19 protein-coding genes and 1 other RNA gene are annotated in these 20,097 nt (G+C 73.5%); 8 read left to right on the forward strand and 12 right to left on the reverse strand.

What is annotated here, in order from left to right; genetic code table 11:
• The gene (locus tag TEK04_RS02240) at window positions 1-846 is read right to left on the reverse strand and encodes a sigma-70 family RNA polymerase sigma factor (protein ID WP_336402676.1); all 846 of its coding nucleotides are present in this window, start codon (window positions 844-846) and stop codon (window positions 1-3) included.
• 80 nt (window positions 847-926) lie between these two features.
• On the opposite strand from TEK04_RS02240, the gene TEK04_RS02245 reads away from it, so the two are divergent.
• Window positions 927-3,290: an ATP-binding cassette domain-containing protein gene (locus TEK04_RS02245; RefSeq protein WP_336402677.1), complete on the forward strand. Its 2,364-nt coding sequence runs from the start codon at window positions 927-929 to the stop codon at window positions 3,288-3,290.
• 94 nt (window positions 3,291-3,384) lie between these two features.
• On the opposite strand, the gene ssrA is transcribed toward TEK04_RS02245, so the two are convergent.
• The 11 genes from ssrA to prfB all read right to left on the reverse strand — a co-directional run bounded on the left by ssrA (window position 3,385) and on the right by prfB (window position 13,064).
• Window positions 3,385-3,760: a transfer-messenger RNA gene (gene ssrA / locus TEK04_RS02250) on the reverse strand.
• Between the two features lie 28 nt (window positions 3,761-3,788).
• Window positions 3,789-4,946 carry a magnesium and cobalt transport protein CorA gene (locus tag TEK04_RS02255; protein WP_336402678.1) on the reverse strand — a complete coding sequence of 386 codons (1,158 nt, stop codon included), beginning with the start codon at window positions 4,944-4,946 and terminating at the stop codon, window positions 3,789-3,791.
• A 469-nt stretch (window positions 4,947-5,415) separates the two neighbouring features.
• Window positions 5,416-5,994 carry a carboxymuconolactone decarboxylase family protein gene (locus TEK04_RS02260; RefSeq protein ID WP_336402679.1) on the reverse strand — a complete coding sequence of 193 codons (579 nt, stop codon included), beginning with the start codon at window positions 5,992-5,994 and terminating at the stop codon, window positions 5,416-5,418.
• Window positions 5,991-6,875 carry an SCO6745 family protein gene (locus TEK04_RS02265; RefSeq protein ID WP_336402680.1) on the reverse strand — a complete coding sequence of 295 codons (885 nt, stop codon included), beginning with the start codon at window positions 6,873-6,875 and terminating at the stop codon, window positions 5,991-5,993. Before TEK04_RS02265 ends, TEK04_RS02260 begins: the two co-directional genes overlap by 4 nt.
• Before the next feature lie 20 nt (window positions 6,876-6,895).
• Entirely contained in the window at window positions 6,896-7,873 is a 978-nt protein-coding gene (locus TEK04_RS02270) for a GNAT family N-acetyltransferase (protein WP_336402681.1), read from the reverse strand.
• Window positions 7,874-7,886: 13 nt separating this feature from the next.
• On the reverse strand, window positions 7,887-8,774 hold the full coding sequence (locus tag TEK04_RS02275; protein WP_336402682.1) for an amidohydrolase family protein: 888 nt from the start codon (window positions 8,772-8,774) through the stop codon (window positions 7,887-7,889).
• Window positions 8,771-9,706: an NADP-dependent oxidoreductase gene (locus TEK04_RS02280; protein ID WP_336402683.1), complete on the reverse strand. Its 936-nt coding sequence runs from the start codon at window positions 9,704-9,706 to the stop codon at window positions 8,771-8,773. Before TEK04_RS02280 ends, TEK04_RS02275 begins: the two co-directional genes overlap by 4 nt.
• Window positions 9,706-10,182: an SsrA-binding protein SmpB gene (gene smpB, locus TEK04_RS02285; RefSeq protein ID WP_336402684.1), complete on the reverse strand. Its 477-nt coding sequence runs from the start codon at window positions 10,180-10,182 to the stop codon at window positions 9,706-9,708. Before smpB ends, TEK04_RS02280 begins: the two co-directional genes overlap by 1 nt.
• A gap of 110 nt (window positions 10,183-10,292) precedes the next feature.
• Window positions 10,293-11,177 (reverse strand): permease-like cell division protein FtsX, encoded by an 885-nt coding sequence (gene ftsX, locus TEK04_RS02290; protein ID WP_336402685.1) that lies wholly within the window; start codon window positions 11,175-11,177, stop codon window positions 10,293-10,295.
• 30 nt (window positions 11,178-11,207) lie between these two features.
• The gene (gene ftsE, locus TEK04_RS02295) at window positions 11,208-11,897 is read right to left on the reverse strand and encodes a cell division ATP-binding protein FtsE (RefSeq protein ID WP_336402686.1); all 690 of its coding nucleotides are present in this window, start codon (window positions 11,895-11,897) and stop codon (window positions 11,208-11,210) included.
• Between the two features lie 51 nt (window positions 11,898-11,948).
• Window positions 11,949-13,064, reverse strand: coding sequence for a peptide chain release factor 2 (gene prfB, locus TEK04_RS02300; RefSeq protein WP_336402687.1), 1,116 nt, complete (start codon window positions 13,062-13,064; stop codon window positions 11,949-11,951).
• Between the two features lie 186 nt (window positions 13,065-13,250).
• Between prfB and TEK04_RS02305 the strand changes: the two genes are divergently transcribed.
• From TEK04_RS02305 to TEK04_RS02335, 7 genes are all read left to right on the forward strand, one after another.
• On the forward strand, window positions 13,251-14,576 hold the full coding sequence (locus TEK04_RS02305) for a glycosyltransferase family 2 protein (protein ID WP_336402688.1): 1,326 nt from the start codon (window positions 13,251-13,253) through the stop codon (window positions 14,574-14,576).
• Window positions 14,573-15,754, forward strand: coding sequence for an exosortase/archaeosortase family protein (locus TEK04_RS02310; protein WP_336402689.1), 1,182 nt, complete (start codon window positions 14,573-14,575; stop codon window positions 15,752-15,754). The genes TEK04_RS02305 and TEK04_RS02310 overlap by 4 nt, the downstream gene beginning before the upstream one ends.
• The gene (locus tag TEK04_RS02315) at window positions 15,751-16,851 is read left to right on the forward strand and encodes an ATP-grasp domain-containing protein (protein WP_336402690.1); all 1,101 of its coding nucleotides are present in this window, start codon (window positions 15,751-15,753) and stop codon (window positions 16,849-16,851) included. Before TEK04_RS02310 ends, TEK04_RS02315 begins: the two co-directional genes overlap by 4 nt.
• The gene (gene wecB / locus TEK04_RS02320) at window positions 16,848-17,996 is read left to right on the forward strand and encodes a non-hydrolyzing UDP-N-acetylglucosamine 2-epimerase (protein WP_336402691.1); all 1,149 of its coding nucleotides are present in this window, start codon (window positions 16,848-16,850) and stop codon (window positions 17,994-17,996) included. Before TEK04_RS02315 ends, wecB begins: the two co-directional genes overlap by 4 nt.
• Entirely contained in the window at window positions 17,993-18,691 is a 699-nt protein-coding gene (locus TEK04_RS02325) for an HAD family hydrolase (RefSeq protein ID WP_336402692.1), read from the forward strand. Before wecB ends, TEK04_RS02325 begins: the two co-directional genes overlap by 4 nt.
• Window positions 18,692-18,808: 117 nt before the next feature.
• Window positions 18,809-19,345, forward strand: a complete 537-nt coding sequence (locus tag TEK04_RS02330) for a hypothetical protein (protein ID WP_336402693.1) — start codon at window positions 18,809-18,811, stop codon at window positions 19,343-19,345.
• Window positions 19,338-20,054 (forward strand): PIG-L deacetylase family protein, encoded by a 717-nt coding sequence (locus TEK04_RS02335; protein ID WP_336402694.1) that lies wholly within the window; start codon window positions 19,338-19,340, stop codon window positions 20,052-20,054. The genes TEK04_RS02330 and TEK04_RS02335 overlap by 8 nt, the downstream gene beginning before the upstream one ends.
• The last annotated feature ends 43 nt before the right edge of the window (window positions 20,055-20,097 follow it).

Genomic DNA, 20,097 nt, shown 5'->3' on the forward strand with positions numbered 1-20,097 from the left:
TCATCTCTCCGACGACGGCGGGGCCGCAGGTGTGACGGCCCGGCGCTCGACGGCGGCCAGCACCCCGTCGGCGGCCCGGAACACGATGCCGGCGACCCGCCCCTCGACCACGGTGAAGTCGACGACGACCTTCGCCTCGCCGCGGTGGTACCAGGCGTAGCCGGGCCGCTCGGCGACCAGCACGGGCAGCGCGGCGTGCGCGCTGCCGTCGAAGAACGCCGCGACCGCCTCCCGGCCGTCGATCCGCTCGGGCGTACCCGCCTGCAGGGCGGCGGCGTCGGCGCTCACCCCGGCGTCGGGGGCCAGCAGCTCGAGCAGCCGGGCCAGGTCTCCCCCGCGGGCCGCGGCCATGAACGCGTCGACCACTGCGGCGTCGGCCGGCCCGTCCTGGGCGGGCGGCTGGGCGACGCGGGCGCGGGCCCGGGAGGCGAGCTTGCGGGCCGCCGCAGGGGTGGTGTCGAGGACGGCGGCGATCGTGGCGAACTCGAACCCGAAGCTGTCGTGCAGCACGAAGGCCACCCGCTCCCGCGGCGGCAGCCGGTCGAGCACCACCTGCAGCGCGAGGCCCACGGTGTCGGCCAGGACGACGTCGTCGGCCGGGTCGGGCGCGGCCCCCGGCAGCTCGACCTCCTCCACCGGCACCGGCGTGCGGGCCTTCAACCGGTCCAGGCAGAGCCGGGTGGTGACGGTGGTCAGCCAGGCGGGCAGGTCGACGACGTCGGCGTCGGTGCGGGCCAGTCGCAGCCAGGCCTGCTGGAGGACGTCCTCAGCCTCGGCCCGGTCGCCCAGCACCCGGGCCGCCAGGGCGGTCAGCCGCGGCCGCTCGGCCTCGAACTCCTCGGTCATGCGCACCCCCTCCTGACGAGCCGGCACGGACGGATGTGACCGGGTCGGAATTGTCGCCCGCATGCGGTACACATCACGCCGTGGAGCACCCGGCAGACAGCCACGACCTCATCCGCGTCCTCGGCGCGCGCGAGAACAACCTCAAGGACGTCGACGTCGAGATCCCCAAGCGCCGGCTCACGGTGTTCACCGGGGTGTCGGGGTCGGGCAAGAGCTCGCTGGTCTTCGCCACCATCGCGGCGGAGTCCCAACGCCTGATCAACGAGACCTACCCGGCGTTCGTGCAGGGCTTCATGCCGTCGCAGGCCCGCCCCGACGTCGACGTCCTCGACGGCCTGACCACCGCGATCATCGTCGACCAGGAGCGCATGGGCGCGAACCCGCGCTCCACCCTCGGCACCGCCACCGACGTCAACGCGCTGCTGCGCATCCTGTTCAGCAAGATCGGCCAGCCGCACATCGGCTCGGCGCAGGCCTTCTCCTTCAACACCGCCACCGTCAGCGGCAAGGGCGGCCTGACCGTGGAGAAGGGGAACCCCGAGGCGGGGAAGAAGGTGGAGCGCAAGGAGTTCCGTGTGCAGGGCGGCATGTGCGCCCGGTGCGAGGGCCGCGGCTCGGTCACCGACTTCGACCGGACGGCGCTCTACGACGACACGAAGTCCATCAACGACGGCGCCCTGACCATCCCCGGCTGGTCGATGGACGGCTGGCAGGGCCGCATCCTGCGCGGTTGCGGCCTCTTCGACTGCGACGTCCCGATCCGCGACCTGCCCGAGCGCGAGCTGCGCGCCCTGCTGTACCAGGACGCCACCAAGATCAAGGTCGAGGGCATCAACCTGACCTTCCTCGGCATCATCCCGCAGATCCAGAAGTCGTTCCTGAGCAAGGACGTCGACGCGATGCAGCCGCACATCCGCGCCTTCGTCGAGCGGGCGGTCACCTTCACCACCTGCCCCGACTGCGACGGCACGCGGCTCAACGAGACCGCCCGCAGCTCCCGGATCGCGGGGAAGAACATCGCCGAGCTGTGCCAGCTGCAGATCAGCGACCTGGCGGCGTGGGTCCGCGAGCTCGACGAGCCGAGCGTGGCCCCGCTGCTGGCCGGGCTGCGCGACACCCTCGACGCCTTCGTCGAGATCGGGCTGGGGTACCTCTCGCTCGACCGGCCGGCCGGCACGCTGTCCGGCGGCGAGGCCCAGCGCACCAAGCTGATCCGGCACCTGGGCAGCTCGCTCACCGACGTCACCTACGTGTTCGACGAGCCCACCATCGGGTTGCACCCGCACGACATCGGCAAGATGAACACGCTGCTGCTCCAGCTGCGCGACAAGGGCAACACGGTGCTGGTCGTCGAGCACAAGCCCGAGACCATCGCGATCGCCGACCACGTCGTCGACATGGGCCCCCGGGCCGGCACGGCGGGCGGCGAGCTGGTCTACGAGGGCTCGCTGGAGGGCCTGCGGTCCAGCGGCACCCTCACCGGGCAGCACCTCGACGACCGGGCGACGCTGAAGGCCGAGGTCCGCACGCCCACCGGGGTGCTCGAGGTGCGCGGGGCCAGCACGCACAACCTCCGCGACGTCGACGTCGACGTCCCCCTCGGCGTGCTGACCGTCGTCACGGGCGTGGCCGGGTCGGGCAAGAGCTCCCTGGTGCACGGGTCGATCAGCGGCCGCGAGGGCGTGGTGAGCATCGACCAGAGCGCGATCAAGGGCTCCCGGCGCAGCAACCCGGCCACCTACACCGGTCTGCTCGAGCCGGTGCGCAAGGCCTTCGCCAAGGCCAACGGGGTCAAGCCCGCGCTGTTCAGCGCGAACTCCGAGGGCGCGTGCCCCTCGTGCAACGGCGCCGGTGTGATCATCACCGAGATCCCGACGATGGGCACCGTCTCGACACCCTGCGAGGAGTGCGAGGGCAAGCGCTTCCAGGCCGCGGTGCTGGAGTACACCCTCGGCGGCAAGAACATCGCCGAGGTGCTGGCGCTGTCGGTGGCCGAAGCGCACGACTACTTCGGCACCGGCGAGGCGAAGACCCCGGCCGCGCACGCGGTGCTGACCCGCATGGCCGACGTCGGCCTGGGCTACCTCACGCTGGGCCAGCCGCTGAACACCCTGTCCGGCGGCGAGCGGCAGCGGCTCAAGCTGGCCACGCAGATGGGTGAGGGCGGCACCGTCTACGTCCTCGACGAACCCACCACCGGTCTGCACCTGGCCGACGTCGACCAGCTGCTGGGCCTGCTCGACCGGCTGGTCGACTCCGGCACGTCGGTCGTCGTCATCGAGCACCACCAGGCGGTCATGGCGCACGCCGACCACGTCATCGACATCGGCCCGGGCGCCGGCCACGACGGCGGGCGGGTGGTCTTCCAGGGCACCCCCGCCGAGCTGGTCGCCGACCGCTCGACCCTCACCGGCCAGCACCTCGCCCAGTACGTCGGCGCCTGAAGCCGCCGCCACTCGACGTCAGTCCCCGGACGCAGCAGAGCCCGGACGGTCCGAGGACCGGCCGGGCTCTGCTCTGCCAGGGGTGGTGCAGTGATGGTGGAGGTGGCGGGAATCGAACCCGCGTCCTTCGACGCGCGACCAGGGCTTCTCCGAGCGCAGTCCGCTGTGTCCCTACTCGGCCTTCTCGATCCCACGAACGAGTCGAGACGACAGGCCCAGTCGCTGTGAGGTGTCCCGTGCGGATCCGCGACCGACCCGCACGGTGAGCCATCTAGCTGATGCCAGGATCCGGGCCGATGGCGAAACCCGGGCTGACAGACTCACTCCGGCTGCTTAGGCAGCGAGAGCGAAGTCGCGCTGACTGGAGTCGGCGCTTGTGTGTTTTCCAACGCGTGGTTAACGAGCTCATCGTTGGCTTCCTCGGCTCGCTTCCCCTGGTGACCCGACCGAAGTCGAGACCAATCACCCCCTGTGCAGTTGTGCTGGTCGAGCTTACTCCTAGATCCAGTCGCGCCGCTTGAAGATGATGTAGAGCGTCAGGCTGGTCGCGAACATCAGGCCGAGCGCGAACGGGTAGCCGTACGTCCAGCTCTCCTCCGGCATGTGGTCGAAGTTCATCCCGTAGATGCCGCCCACCAGCGACGGGGCGAAGAGGATGGCCGCCCACGCGGAGATCTTCTTGACCTCCTCGCCCTGCGCGATCGAGGCCTCCGACAGGGTCTTCATCTCCTCGTTCTGCCGCTGCGCGACCAGGGTGGCGTTGACGGTGAGGATGTCGCGCAGCTGCGACCGGAAGGCGTCGACCCGCTCGTTGATGCCGGTGACGTGGTCGGCGACGTCGCGCAGGTACGCGCGCAGCTCCTCGTCCACGCCGTACTTCTCGAACCCGGCGGCGATGGCGGCGCAGATGCCGGCCAGCGGCGCGGTGGCCCGCTGCACGTCGAGCACCTCCTGCGAGAGCTCGTAGATGCGCCGTGACACCCGCGGGTCCCCGCGGAACACCTCGAGCTCGATCTCGTCGATGTCCTTGTCCAGCCCGGCCAGCACCGGGAGGTACCCGTCGACGACCGCGTCGAGGATCGCGTACAGCACCGACTCGCTGCCCCTGGCCAGCAGCTCGGGGTCGCTCTCCAGCCGACGGCGCACCCGCGCGAGGTCGGGGGACTCGGCGTGCCGGATCGTGATGACGAAGTCGCGGCCCAGGAACAGGTGCAGCTCGCCGAACTCGACCTCCTCGCGGGCGTCGAGGTACCGGGCCGCCTTGAGGACGACGAACAACGTGTCGCCGTACCGCTCGAACTTCGGCCGCTGGTGGGCGTGGATGGCGTCCTCGACGGCCAGCTCGGGCAGGTCGAACAGCTCCGCGAGCTCCCCCACCTGGCGGGCCTCGGGCCGGTAGAGGCCCAACCAGGCCAGCCGGCTGTCGGTGAAGCCGTCGGCCAGCTGCAACCAGGTGCGGCTCTCCTCGGGGGACTCGGGGGTCGCCACCCGCTTGCCGGCGCTGTAGACCGCGTTGTCGACCAGCTTGGGCGCGCGCCCGGGCAGCTCCAGGCGGGTGACCGGCTCGGGGGTGAACCCGGCCGGCCGGGGACGGCGGGTGAGCGTGCTGAGGGCGGTGAGGGGGGCGGTGAGCTGGGGACGGCGGCGGTCGGCCACGACGGACTCCCGGGGGACGAGCGGGCAGGGGACGTCGGCGGGTCCCCGCGCACCGGGCAGCACGTGCCCGCAGCAGGGGCATCACGTGGCGTCGGGTGACCGTCAGGCGGCGGGGACCTCGGGACTACTGGGGGGTTCGCTGCGCACCGCGGCACCTCCCTGGTCGGGGCCCGCTCGTCGGGCCGTCGTCCATCGTGGCACGTCGTGGCCGCACGATCACCCCGGCGCGGCCGTCGATCCGGTGAACACCACCACGTCGGGCTCCCGCGCCGCCTCGCTCAGCTCTACGCGGGCCTGGCGCTGTACGGCTTCTCCATGGCGCTGGTGCTGCGCGCCGGTCGGCGTGGGCCCGGCCACCCCGCCGGATGAGCCGGTCCCGGCCTGACTCGTGCGGGGTGGCCCGCGGGCCGGTGACGGGGGCTCCACGACGTGCTGGTCCCCCTGCCCGCCGTCGCGCCGGAGCTGCGCCCTAGCTCGACCCCACCTCGCCCTCGGGCGGGGGCACCCGCAGGCCGACGAGGAAGCGGCTGACCATGGCGTAGCCGCCGATGGTCACCATGAGCTCGACGATCTCGCGCTCGCTGAACTCGGCCCGCACCTGCTGGAACAGCAGGTCGGGGATCTCGACCTCGACGGTGGCGGTGTCGGTCAGCTCCAGCACCAGGTTCTGCCGGTAGTCGAAGTGCGCCCGCGGGTCCTGGTCGTAGAGCGCGTCGATCTGGGCGTCGGTGACCCCGGCGCGGCGGGCGGCGTCCTTGTGGGCGACCCACTCGAACGCGGCGTTGTTGAGCACCGCCACCCGCAGGATGGCCAGCTCGCGCAGGTCGGCGGCCAGCGACGACTTGTGCCGCAGGGCCCCCAGCAGCTCGTTCCACCCGTCGGCCACCGGTGGGCTGTGCAGCAGCAGCTTGTCCAGCGCGGACAGCTCCCCGCCGCGACGGGCGGCCATGCGCTCGGCGACCGGGGCGTCCGCGGCGGCGACCTCGGGGAAGGGCAGCCGGGCCGGGCCGGTCGCCTCGTGGTGGGTGTCGTGGCGGCGCGCGGTCACCGGGAGCCCCCCGCCAGCACGCCGGCCGGGTAGGCCCCGCCGGCGACCAGCGTGCGGGCCATGCCCTTGGCCAGCTCCACCACCCGCGCGGTGCGCTCGGGCCCCAGGTGCTCGAAGGGCTGCACGCTCAGCATGTCGGTCGCCTCCTCCACGGCCCCCCGCAGGGCCACGCCGTCCTCGGTCAGGCCGTGCCCGTCGAGCAGGCCCCGCTCGGTGAGCCGCGCGGTGGCGGCGTCCCACTCCTCGGGGCTCCAGCCCCGGGTGCGCTGCGCGGCCTCGACGGTGAACCCGCGCCCGGTGGCGGTGTGGGTGACCAGCGCGTCGAGGCCCGACAGCCCGTGCAGCTGCAGCGCCATGAGGTGCCCGTCGCCGCGGTGCTCGCGCAGCAGCGTGACCGCGTGCCAGAGCCGGGTGACCGGCTCGGTCGGCCACTCCAGGTCGGCGTGCCCGGCGTACAGCGGGCGCGCCTGCGGGCTCAGCGCGGTGCACGCCTCGGCCAGCAGGTCGCCCAGCTCGACGACGTCGGAGGTGGGGGTGGCGCCCAGCAGCCTGGTCAGCGACGCCCCGGCGCTGGCGAACCGGGCGGCGACGACGTCCTCGGGCCGGGCGAGGGTCCAGCAGCGCGGCACGTGCCGGGCCACCAGCGAGGGGGCGAAGTTGTAGAAGGTCGCCGTCACCACCCCCGGGGAGACCGCACCCATGGGGGCGGCCCGCCCGGCGAAGTAGGCCATGCGGCCCGGCCGCAGGCCCGTGGCGGCCAGCTGCTCGTCGTGCTCGGGCGAGAAGTAGTGGTGGGAGTGCAGGGGCTCGATCGACCGGTGCGCCCGGGCGGCGAGCCGGGCGTCCACCCCCGCGGGTGTGAGCTGATCCACAGTGACCATGCGGGGACCCTACTGGTCGGTCACGCCCGCGGGGGGAGATGCACCGACCAGGACACCTGGGTGCGGGCCACCTCGAAGCCGACGGCGCGGTACAGGCCCTGCGCCTCGTCGACGTTGTCGGTGTCCACCTCCAGCGACGCGCTGTCGCACCCGGCGCTGGCCGCGGCCCGCAGCGCGGCACCGATCACGGCCTTGGACAAGCCTCGCCCCCGGGCGGCGGGCACCACGCCGATCTGGCCGTAGTAGGCGTCCAGCCGACCGGTGGCCGCGGTGTCGGCGTCGTGGACGTAGGCCAGCACGTAGCCGACCACGTCGTCGTCGGAGACGGCGAGCACCGAGAGGTCGGGGCGGAAGGCCCGCTGGCCGGTGAACATCGACTCCCACGAGGTGCGGTCGCGCTCGCTGGAGCCGTAGTGCTCGGTGAAGGCCGCGTTGTGGGCGTGCCGCACCTGCTCGTCGCGCGCCCAGTCGAAGGGCACCAGCTCGACCCCCTCGACGGTGCGCGGCGCCGGCAGGTCGGTGAGCGGGCGGGACATCGTCTGGAACCAGCGCGCGGCGGTGAACCCGGCCCGCCGCAGCAGCCCCTCCTGACCGCCGATGGTCGCCTGGTGCAGCACCGTGAGCCGGCCCGGCGCCTCGGGGTGGCGCTGGGCGTGCACCTCGCGGCCCCGCGCCACCTGCCAGTCCAGCAGTACCCGCCCGATGCCCTCCCCGCGGCGGTCGGGGTGCACCCGGCCGTCGAGGTGGACGGCGAAGGCGTCGCGGAAGGTGGGCGGGGCGACCGCGGTGCCGACGGCCACGACGTCCTCGCCGTCGAGCACGACCCGGGTGTCGGCCGGCACCTCGACGAAGGGGGCGAACCAGTACTCGGCGAGGTCGGCGGCGTCGTGGTGCTCCCCGGTGTCGTCGACGCGCTCGGCGGCGGCGTACAGGGCGGCCACCGCGGGCAGGTCGTCCCGGGTCAGCGGGCGATCGGTGAGTCCGGCGGGGAAGGGCACCCGGCGACCCTACTCAGAGCCCGAACAACCGCGCCCCGTTGCGCCAGAGCACCGCGCACAACCAGTCCTCCCCCAACCCCAGCCGGTGCAGCGCGGCCAGCTGGTGGGCGTAGGGGTAGGGGATCGACGGGAAGTCGCTGCCCAGCAGCACCTTCTCGCCCAGCGCGGCCAGCCGGGGCAGCAGGGCCCGGTCGAAGGGCATGAGGCGCTCGGTGAAGTCGGTGCCGAACATCGTCGTGTCCAGCCGCACACCGTCGTAGGTCTCGGCCAGGTCGAGGAACTCGGCGTACTCGGGCATGCCCAGGTGCGCGATCACCAGCTGCAACCCGGGGTGCCGCTGCAGCAGGCCCTGCATCGGCGCCGGCCCGGTGTGCTCGCCGGCCAGCGGCCCGGACCCGCAGTGGATGACCACCGGGGTGCCCGACTCCTCCAGCCGAGCCCACACCGGCTCGAGCAGCTCGTGCCGTGGGTCGAAGGAGCCCACCTGCACGTGCACCTTGAACACCCGCGCCCCGGCGTCGACGGCCTCGGCGACGTAGCGCGCGGCCTCGGGCTCAGGGAAGAACGTCGCCGACGGCAGCACCTGCGGGTGCGCGGCGGCGAACTCCCGGGACCAGGCGTTGAGGCCGGCGGCCATGCCGGGCCGGTGCGGGTAGTTCAGGGCCGAGAACGCCCGGACACCGAGGGCGTCGAGCTGGGCGAGCCGCTGCTCGACGGTCCCGCGGTAGGTGATCGGCCACGGCGGTCCGTAGTGCTCCTCGGCCCGGTCGAAGTAGGCCCACACCGCGGCCTGCACCCGCTCGGGCATGAAGTGCACGTGGACGTCGACCAGCCCGGGCAACCCCAGCTCGGCCACGTACCGTGGCACGTCGGCGTCGTCGACCGGGGGCTGCACCGTCATCGCAGCGTGACGACGACCTTGCCGCGTACGTGGCCGGCGGCCACGAGCTCCTGCGCCTCGGCGGTGCGCTCGAGCGGGAACGCCTTGGCCACCGGCACCCGCAGCTGGCCGTCGTCGGCCAGCCGGGCGAGCTCCTCGAGGTCGTGGGCGTCGGGCCGCACGAACACGTACTGACCGCCGAGGTCGTTGACCGCCGGGTCGACGACCGAGGCGAGGCGCGCGACGTCCCGCACCTGGTCCGGCGCGTCGGCCAGGGTCGCCCCGCCGACCAGGTCGAGGACGGCGTCCACCGGCTCGGTCAGCTGCTCGGAGAGCGGGCCGTCGGCGTAGTCGTACACCTCGGCGCACCCGGCGTCGCGCAGGAAGCCGTGGTTCTTCGCGCTCGCCGTGCCGATGACGTGCGCACCCAGCGCGACGGCGATCTGCACGGCGTTGAACCCCACCCCGCCCGAGGCCCGGTGCACCAGCACCCGGTCGCCCTCGCCGACGTCGAGGGTCTCGGTCAGCGCCTGGTACGCCGTGAGCCCGGCCAGCGGCAGCGCCCCGGCCTCGGCGAAGCTCAGCGACTGCGGCTTGTGCGCCAGGCACCGCTGGGGTGCGGCGACGAGCTCGGCGCAGGTGCCCAGCCCGACGTCGTCCCGGCGCACGTACCCGAACACCTGGTCGCCGACGGCGAAGCCGGTGACCGCGGGCCCGACCTGCTCGACGACCCCGGAGACGTCCCAGCCCGGCACCACCGGGAAGTGGTGCGGGAACAGCTCGGCCAGCCCGCCGGAGCGGATGGCCATGTCGACCGGGTTGACCCCGGCGGCGTGCACCCGCACGAGCACCGTGTCCGGCCCGACCGGCGGCACCGGGAGGTCCTCGCGCAGCCGCAGCACCTCCACGCCGCCGAACTCGTCGTAGGCGATGCCCCGCATCGTCGAGGGCATCAGCGGCGACCCTTCACGTAGCGGCCGAAGGCGCGTTCCATCTCGCGACGACTGTCCCGCTCGGCCATGTCCTGGCGCTTGTCGTAGGTCTTCTTGCCCTTGGCCAGGGCGAGGGTGGCCTTCGCCCGGCCGTCCTTGAAGTACAGGTCGAGCGGGACCAGGGTGAGCCCGCCCTCCTTCGTCTTGCCGATCAGCTTCTCGATCTCCGCGCGGTGCATCAGCACCTTGCGCTTGCGGCGCGGGGTGTGGTTGGTCCACGTGCCCTCGGTGTACTCCGGGATGTGCACGTGGTGCAGCCAGACCTCGCCGTCCTCGACCATCGCGAAGCCGTCGACGAGCGAGGCACGACCCTGGCGCAGGCTCTTGACCTCCGTGCCGGTCAGCACGAGGCCGACCTCGTAGGTGTCGAGGATCGAGTAGTCGTGCCGCGCCTTCTTGTTCTGGGCGATGAACTTCCGCCCCTGTTCCCGCGGCATGGGTCCCAGGCTACCGGCGGCCCGCCACTCGGAATCCCCGACGATCACGGATCTGGGGCAGCGCCGCGCCGGCGTGGTGCGTACGCAGGTCCGTGATCATCGGGGAGGGGCTACAGCCTCACGTACAGCCGCAGGGTCACGTAGGCGGCGATCGCGGCCAGGGCCATGCCGGCACCGGTGATGACCGGGCTGATGGTGGCGATGACCCCCCAGTCGACCGGCGGGATGATCCCGGCACGGATGGGGCCGGCCAGGGTGCGGTCGATGAACAGCACCTTGGTCAGCACCAGGCCGACCGTCGCCAGCAGTCCACCGAGCAGGCCGGCCAGCGCCGCCTCGAGGATGAACGGCAGCTGGGTGTACCAGCGCGAGGCACCGACCAGCCGCATGATGTTGGTCTCGTTGCGCCGGTTGAACGCCGCCAACTGGATGGTGTTGGAGATCAGCAGCAACGCAGCCAGGGCCTGGACGACGGCCACCGCGATGGTGGCGTTGCGGGCCCCGTTGAGCAGGCTGAACAGGCGGTCGAGGAAGTCGCCCTCGTCGCGCACCTGCTCCACGCCGTTCTGCCCGTTCGGGAACTCGGTGGCGATCACCTGGTAGCGCTCGGGGTTGACCAGCTCGACCCGGAAGCTCTCGGGCAGCGCGTCGGGGTCGGTGTTCTCGACCAGCGCGGGCTGCTGGGAGAACTGCTCGGTGAACCGCTGGTAGGCCTCGGCCTTGGACTCGTAGATGTAGTTCGCGACCTCGGGCGAGGCGTCCAGCTCGGCGGCGATGGCCTCGCGCTGCTCCTCGGTGACGTCGTCGGTGAGGTAGATCGAGACCTGCACCTTGTCGTAGTAGATCGCCCGCATGTCGCTGATCATGTTGGCGATGACCAGCCCGGTGCCCATGAGCGCCAGGGAGATCCCGGTGGTCAGGATCATGGCGATCGTCATGGTCAGGTTCCGGCGCAGCCCGGTGGCCACCTCGGAGAGGACGAAGTTGACGCGCATGGGTTCCTTCGCGGTTTCGGGGGGCCGGGCTCAGCGACCGACGCCGTAGACGCCGCGCGACTGGTCGCGGGACACCTGGCCGTCGTTCAGCTCGATCACGCGGCGCCGCATGGAGTCGACGATGTGGTAGTCGTGCGTGGCCATGACGACCGTCGTGCCGGTGCGGTTGATCCGCTCCAGCAGCAGCATGATGCCCTGGCTGGTCTCGGGGTCCAGGTTGCCGGTGGGCTCGTCGGCCAGCAGCACCAGGGGGCGGTTGACGAAGGCGCGGGCGATGGCCACGCGCTGCTGCTCGCCACCGGAGAGCTCGTTGGGCAGCCGCTCGGCCTTGCCCTCGAGACCGACCATCTCCAGCACCTCGGGGACGACCCGGCGGATGGTGCGCTGCGGCTTGTTGATCACCTCGAGCGCGAACGCGACGTTCTCGGCCACGGTGCGGTTGCGCAGCAGCCGGAAGTCCTGGAAGACGCAGCCCATCGTGCGGCGGAGCTTGGGCACCTGCCACTTGCTCATGGTGTTCAGGGTCTTGTCGTTGACCTTGATGGTGCCCGAGGTGGGGTTGTCCTCCTTGAGCAGGAGCCGCAGGAACGTGGACTTGCCCGAACCCGACGAACCGATGAGGAAGACGAACTCGCCCTTGTCGATCTCCATGGAGACGTCATCGAGGGCAGGCCGCGAACTGGTCGGGTAGACCTTGGTGACGTGTTGCAGTTCGATCACGGGAGATGACCGTACCCGCCGAACCTGGTCATGCTGGTCGGCTCGCCGGGGTCACCCGGCCTCGGCGGCGGCCTCCTGCTCCTTGCGCCAGCGGATGCCGGCCTCGATGAAGGGGTCGAGGTCGCCGTCGAGCACGGTGGAGGGATTGCCGCTCTCGGTCTCGGTGCGCAGGTCCTTCACCATCTGGTAGGGGTGCAGCACGTAGGAGCGCATCTGGTTGCCCCAGCTGCTGCCCTCGCCCTTGAGCGCGTCGAGCTCGGCCTTCTGCTCGGCCTGCCGGACCACCAGCAACCGGGCCTGCAGCACCCGCAGCGCCGCCGCGCGGTTCTGGATCTGGGACTTCTCGTTCTGGCAGGACACCACGATGCCGGTGGGGATGTGGGTCAGCCGGACGGCGGAGTCGGTGGTGTTGACCGACTGGCCGCCGGGGCCCGAGGAGCGGAAGACGTCGACCCGGATCTCGTTGTCGGGGATGTCGACGTGGTCGGTGGTCTCCACCACCGGGAGCACCTCGACACCGGCGAACGACGTCTGCCGGCGCCCCTGGTTGTCGAAGGGCGAGATGCGCACCAGCCGGTGGGTGCCCTGCTCGACCGACAGCGTGCCGTAGGCGTAGGGCTGCTTGACGGCGAACGTGGCCGACTTGATGCCGGCCTCCTCGGCGTAGGAGGTGTCGTAGACCTCGGTGGGGTAGCCCTTGCGCTCGGCCCAGCGCAGGTACATGCGCAGCAGCATCTCGGCGAAGTCGGCGGCGTCGACGCCCCCGGCCTCGGACCGGATGGTGACCAGGGCCTCCCGGCTGTCGTACTCACCGGAGAGCAGGGTGCGCACCTCGAGCTCCTGGACCGCCTTCTCCAGGCTCTCCACCTCGCGCTCGGCCTCGGCGCGGGTGGCCTCGTCGTCCTCCTCGGCGGCCATCTCCCACAGCACGCCGACGTCGTCGATGCGGCTGCGCAGCTCCTCGACCCGGCGCAGGTCACCATGCAGGTAGGACAGCCGGGACGTGATCTTCTGGGCGGCCTCGACGTCGTCCCACAGGTCGGGGGCGGCCGACTGCTGCTCGAGGTCGCGGATCTCGTCGCGGAGGTCCTCGAGCTTCATCACGGCCTCGATCGACCCCAGCGTCCCGTTGAGGTCGTCGAGGCGGGAGGAGAAGTCAGCGGCCACGTCGGACCACGGTAGTCGCGGTCGGGCGTTCCCCACCCCTCCGGGGCATGTCGTGGGTTGTGGCTGATCCGGTTCTACAGGCGGGCCCTGCCCGTGCCGAAGAGCAGGAGGACGGGGGCACGAGGCCCCCCACGCCCGAGGAGCCCACCCGTGCCCCCGCACAGCAGCAGGCCCGATGGACGCCGGGTGGTCCTGGCCGCCTACGTCCTCGCCCTCGTCGGTGCCCTGTACCTGTGGGGCGCCGACCCCGTCCTCGGTTGGCTGGCCGGCGCCCTCAACCTGGTCTTCGCCGTCTACTTCTTCCGCCACCTGGCCTTCGCCGTCGCCGCCGCGCGGTGGGCCGAACCGGACCTGCTCGCCGCGGAGGTCGACCCCGACGGCTTCCTGCCGAGCGTGGCCGTGCTGGTCAGCTGCAAGAACGAGGGCCTCGTGGTCGACGGCATGGTGCAGGCGCTGCTCACCCTGGACTACCCGGCCGACCGGCTGACCCTGCTGGTCGTCGACGACGGCTCGGACGACGACACCGGCGCCCGGCTGGACGCCTGGGCCGATCGCGACCGCCGGCTGCGGGTGCTGCACCGGGCCCCCGGGTCCGGCGGGGGCAAGTCCGGCGCGCTCAACGACGCGCTGGCCACCGTCGACTCCGAGGTGGTGCTCATCTTCGACGCCGACCACGAGCCCGAGGCCAGTGCCCTGCGCCGCCTGGTGCGGCACTTCCGCGACCCCTCGGTGGGGGCCGTGATGGGTCGTTGCGTCATCCGCAACGGCCACGAGTCGTCCATGGCCACGACGGTGTTCGTGGACTTCCTCTCGGGCTACCTGGTCAACGAGTACGGCCGGCAGGCGCTCTTCGAGCTGCCGGCCTACGGCGGGGCCAACTGCGCCGTCCGCACCAGCACGCTGCGCGCGCTGGGCGGGTGGAACCCCGACACCGTCACCGAGGACACCGACCTCACCCTGCGCGTGCTCATCGCCGGCCAGCGGATCCGCTACGACCTGTCGGCCATCGACTACGAGGAGGCGGTGGTCACCGCCCAGCGGTTCTGGACCCAGCGCTACCGGTGGGCCCGCGGCCACCAGAAGTGCTTCCGGGACTACACCTGGCCGATCCTGCGCGCCCGTCACCTGGGCGTGGTGGAGAAGGTGGAGTCGGTGCTGTTCCTGCTCAGCTACCACGTGCCGGTGCTCTGCGGCATCGGCCTGGCACTGACCGCCCTGCGCGCCTTCGGCATCGGCGGGCTGCCCGTCGTGGGTCTGCTGCCGCTGTCCATGCTGCTGTTCGTCGGTCCCCTCGCCGAGCTCTCGGTGGGCCTGCTGGTCGGCCGCGTGGAGCGCCGTGCCGCGTGGAGCCTGCTGGGCTTCCTGCCGGCGTTCGTGCTCTCCGTGTGGATCACCAGCCGGGCCTACCTGGACGGCATGCTCGGCCGGCGCTACTCGTGGGTCAAGACCAGCCGCACCGGTGCGACGTCCACGGTCTCGGCCACCCCGCTGACGGCTGGGGCGTCCCGGTGACCGCGGCCGCGATCACCCCGCTGCCCCGGCCCACCCCGCGGGCGACCCGACGTCGCCTGGGCACGGTGGCCGCCGAGATCGGCGTGGCCGTGGGCATCTGCCTGGTGGGCTACTACTACGCCGCCGACTGGTTCCGCACCCAGGAGGCCGCGTTGGCGGTCCGGGTGCTGCGGTGGCTGGGGTTCGACGACGTCTCCGCGGTCATCCCGCAGTCGATCCTGATCTACCGCGGCCCGGACGACGTCCTGCAGGGCATCGTGACGACGTCGTGCTCCTCCATCCTCACCGTGGTGGGCCTGACCGCCCTGACCGCGGTGGTGCTGCGCAGCCGGGGACTGCACGCCGTCGGTGGGCTGCTGGTCGCCCTGGTCGCCGTGGTGGCCGCGAACTGCGTGCGGTTGGTGCTCTCCACGCTGGCCGGCTACGCGTGGGGCGGCCCGGCCATGACGCTGTTCCACGACTGGGTCGGCACGATCTGGGCGCTGGCGTCCACGCTGGCCGGGTTCCTGCTCATGGTGTGCCTCACCCTGCCCGCGGCCGAGCGCGCCGAGCAGGACGTCGCCGGGCGGCACACCGCCCGCCGTCCCGACGCCTGGGCCCGGCCCGGCCTGGGCTACCGCGTCGCGGAGGTCGAGCAGCGGGCCGCCGAGCGCCGCCGCCACCGCTTCAGCCCGACTGCGTTCTTCTACCGCCGGGTGCTCCCCCGCCGGGTCGCCGCCCGGCTGGCGGCCCGTCGGGAGGCCGGCCGCATCGACTACCGCATCGGCCACCTGACCTCGGCCCAGCGGGTGGCCACCGTCCAGCGGCTGGCCGGCGAGGGCCTCGGCGTGCACACCGCGTCGCTGCTGGCCGTCGCCACCTACGACACCGACATCGACGTGCTCGACGCCCTCGCCGACGCCGTCGCGGCCCGGCAGTGGGAGCCCGTGGTCAGCCACCGGGTGGCCAGCCTGCGGCTGTGGGCCCGGGGCTGGCTGCTCGCCCGCCGGCAGTTCTCCGCCGGCAACTCCAGCACCACGCTGATCGAGGCCCCACGACCGGCGCCCCCCGCGCCCGGCCGGCTCCCCGGCCGCGGCGACCGGGCCACCCCGCGCAGCTTCGCCCGCGCCGTGCCGTCCGTGCCCGCTGTCCCCACGCGCGCCGACCTCGTCCGACCCCACCGACAGGACCCCCGATGACCCTCGCCCCCACCCGACCCGACGCCCCCGCGCGGCCCGACGGCCCGCCGCGGTCCTCGGCCCGGCCCGCGCTGCCGGCCGCCCCCCGCGCCGGGGCGCACCGCCGTCGGGCCGCGGTGCTGGTGACCGGGGCCGGTGGGCCGGCCGGGGTGGCCGTCGTCCGCCGGCTGCTGGCCGCCGGCGAGCGGGTGGTCGCCGCGGACGCCGACCCGCGCGCGGCCGGGGCCGCCCTGGCCGACGCCGCCGTGGTGCTCCCCCGCGCGGACGACCCGGGGTTCGTCGACGCACTGGTCGCGGCGGCAGCGGCCCACGGCGTGGACGCCCTCGTGCCGACCGTCGCCGAGGAGCTGGCGGTCCTGCGCCCCGTGGCGTTCTGGCTGTCGGCCGCGGGCATCAGCAGCTGGCTGCCCGACGTCCCGGCCGTCGAGCTGTGCTGCGACAAGGCCCTGTTCGCCCGGCGCATGGCCGAGTGCGGGGTGCCGCACCCGGTCACCGCCGCCGCCGTCGACGAGCTCGACGACGTCGTGGGGCCCTGGGTGGTCAAGCCCCGCACCGGCCGGGGCAGCCGCGGGGTGCAGCTGGTGGACCGCCGCGCCGACGTCGTGGCCGCCCTGCACGCCGACGCCGCGCTCGTGGCGCAGACCCGGCTCACCGGTCGGGAGTTCACCGCCGACGCGCTGGTGGCCCGGGACGGCGAGCTGCTGACCGTCGTCCCCCGCTGGCGCGACGAGACCAAGGCGGGCATCTCGGTGAAGGGCACCACCTTCGACTCCGAGGAGGTCACCGGGCTGGTGGCCGCCACCCTGGCCGCGGTGGGGCTGACCGGCCCGGCCAACGTGCAGGGCTTCGTCGGGCCCGACGGCCGGGCGGCGGTCATGGAGGTCAACCCGCGCTTCTCCGGCGGGCTGCCCCTGACCCTGGCCGCCGGCGCCGACGTGGTCTCGGCCTACCTGACCGGCATCCGCAACCCCGGCACCCGGCTGGCCCCCCTGCACTTCACCCCCGGGGTGTCCATGAGCCGGTACTTCGCCGAGACCTACACCGGCCCGGACGGGCGTCCCGTGGCCGACCCGTGCACCGCAGCGGTGCCGGCGTGATCCGCTCCCGGCACGTGCTGGTCCCGTTCGGCACCCGCCCCGAGGTGGTCAAGCTCGCCCCGGTGGTGGCCGCGCTGGAGGCGGCGGGGCACCGGGTGACCGCCGTCGACACCGGGCAGCACGCCGACGCGGCGATGGGTGCCGGCCTGCAGGAGACCCTCGGCCTGCGCCCCGCGGAACGGTTCGTCCTGCCCACGGCCGGTCCCGCACGCACCGGCGCCCTGCACGCCGACGCCGCCGCGGCGGTCGCCCGGCATGCCCCGGAGGTGGTGCTGGCGCTGGGCGACACCGCCACGGTGCCGGCCTACGCCCTGGCGGCCCGCGCGGCGGGCGTGCCCTTCGCGCACCTGGAGGCCGGGCTGCGCAGCTTCAACATGCGCAGCGTGGAGGAGGTCAACCGGCGCATGGCCGCCGCCGTGGCCCAGCTGCACTTCGCCCCCACGCGGCGCGCGGCGGCCTTCCTGGCCGGGGAAGGGGTGCCCGCCGAGCGCGTCGTCGTGGTGGGCAACCCGGTCATCGACACGCTGGTGTCCCGCGGTGTGCGGCCCTGCCCGCCGGCCGAGCGCCGCGGGGTGCTCGTGACCGCCCACCGGCCGACCAACGTCGACGACCCGGTCCGGCTGGGCCGCCTGGTCGAGGTGGTGCGCGGGCTGGCCGACCGGGTCGGTCCGGTGCTGTTCCCGGTCCACCCCCGCACCGCTGCCCGGCTGGCCGCGACCGGGTTGGACGCCCGGCTGCGGCACCCCGGCGTGACCACGACCGGGCCGCTGGAGCTCGACGCCCTCCTGGCCGCGCTGGCGTCGTCGGTGCTGGCGGTGACCGACTCCGGTGGCATCCAGGAGGAGGCGGCCTACCTGGGGGTCCCCGTCGTCGTGCTGCGGTCCTCCACCCCGCGCTGGGAGGGCGTGGAGGCGGGCACCACCAGCCTGGCCGGGCTGGCCGGGCCGGGCGCCGCGACCACCGTGCTGGACGCTGCCCTGGCCCACGCCTCGCCCGAGGGCCAGGCCCGGGCGGTCGCGCTCGCCTGCCCCTACGGGGACGGCACCACCGGAGCGCGGGTGGCCGCCGTCCTGGCCGACCCGGCCACCGACGCCCTGCTGGCCCTCGACGAACCCGACTTCACCGACGGGCGGCTGCCGTGGTGAGCGGGCCGCCGCTGGCGGTGGTGGTCGACCTGGACGACACCCTCTACCCGCAGGCCGACTACCTCGCGGGCGCCGCCCGCGCCGTCGGGTCCGCCGCGACCGCCCTGGGCCTGGACGGCGCGGTCGTGCACCGCGAGCTGGCCGGGCTGCTGGCCGCCGGCTCGGACGCCGGTCGCACCGTCGACCGGGCCCTGCTCGCCGCCGGGGTGGCCGACGACGACCTGCCCCGCTTCGTGCCCGCGCTGGTCGAGGCCTTCACCCGGCACACCCCGGACCGCCTGACCCCCTACCCCGGCGTGGTCGACGCGCTGCGGGAGCTGGCTGCTGCGGCACCGCTGGCCTGCCTCACCGACGGCGCGCCGGCCATCCAGGACGCCAAGCTGGCCGCCACCGGGCTCGGGGCGCTGCTGCCGGTCGTCGTGGTCACCGACCGGCTGGGGGGGCGGGGGTTCCGCAAGCCGCACCCGGCCGGTCTGGTCGAGGCCGCACGACAACTGTGCACCCCGCCCGACCGCGTGCTGGTCATCGGCGACCGCCCCGCCAAGGACGTCGCCGTGGCCGCCGCCGTGGGCGCCCGGGCCATCCGGGTGCGGCAGGGCGAGCACGCCTCGGCGCCGGACACCCCGGCCGCCTGGATGACGGTCGACACGTTCCCGGCGGCGGCCCGAGCCGCCCTGGACGCCCTGGGCGGCTGATGCTCCTCGCTCGATCGAGGGAAACGGAGCGCAATCGAACGATTTCGGTGCGTGAATGTTCAACGGATGACGACAGGACGACGGAACCACCGTCGCGACAGCGGGAGAGCAGCAATCATGACCACACCCACCACCCGACCCACCGGTGCACACCGACCGCGCACCGTCGCCGTCCTGCTGGCCGTCCTGGCCGCGGTCGCCCTGTCCCTGGTGCCCGGCACGGCGTCGGCGGCCGGCACCGTGACGCCGCTGGCCGAGTGCTACACCTCGGCGGGCAACGGCAGCTGGGACGTCATCCTGGGTTACGAGAACTCCACGGGGTCGTCCCAGTCGATCCCGGTGGGCAACTACAACTACACCAACCCGTCGCGCAACAACTCCTCGCTGCCGACCACCTTCGCCGCCGGTACGCAGCACGGTGTCGCCCGGATCAACCTCACCAACGCCGAGCTGAGCAACGGCTCGTCGTGGACCCTGGCCGGGAACCGGGTGTCCCTGTCGAGCGGGATGTCCCCGTGCACCGCCTCCCAGCTGCCAATGCTGGCCAACGGCGCCGCGGTCGTCGCCATGGTCCTGCTGGCCGGCGTGGTGGGCGTCATCGTGCTGCGTCGTCAGCGTCGGGTGACGACGGCCCCGGCAGCCGGTCGTGGCTGACGTCCTCGCGATCGGGGCCCACCCGGACGACGTCGAGCTGGGCTGCGGCGCCACCCTGCTGGCGCACGTCGCCGCCGGGGACACCGTCACCGTCCTGGTGCTGACCGGCGGGGAGGCCGGCCCCGGCCGCGCCGACCGCTACGCCGAGCAGCGGGCAGCCGCCGGCACGCTCGGGGTCTCGCTGCGCTGGGGCGGGCTGCTGGACTGCAGCCTGACCGCCGACGCCGCGACCGTGCGCCTGGTGGAGGAGGTGCTGGAGGAGACCTCCGCGGACCTGGTCTACGTGCACGCGCCCGACGACAGCCACCAGGACCACCGGGCGGCGGCTGCCGCGGCCCGCTCGGCGGCCCGTCGGCTGCCCCGGGTGCTGCACTACCAGAGCCCGTCGACGCTGAGCTTCAACCCGACGGTGTTCGTCGACGTCACGGCCTACCTGAGCGGGAAGGTGGCGGCGCTGAAGGCGCACGCGTCCCAGGTCGAGCTGTCGGCCATGGTGGAGCCCGACGCCGTGGAGGCTGCGGCCCGCTACTGGGGCGCGCAGGCCCGCATCGGCTACGCCGAGGCGTTCGTGCCGACCCGCATGGTGCTCGACCTGGCACCCCGCGGCCCCGTGGCGACCCGGACGTCGGCGGACCTGGGTCGCCGCCCGCAGCCGGCGACCGGTGAACGGCGGGCGGTGCCGCGCGACCTGGCCGGTCTGGTGGTCTGACCGGACCGACCAGCGCCGCGGGGGGCGTCGAGCCCCCCGCGGC

Origin of the sequence: Klenkia sesuvii (genome assembly GCF_037083825.1) — a bacterium.
In the GTDB taxonomy this organism is placed as follows: Bacteria; Actinomycetota; Actinomycetes; order Mycobacteriales; family Geodermatophilaceae; genus Klenkia; species Klenkia sesuvii.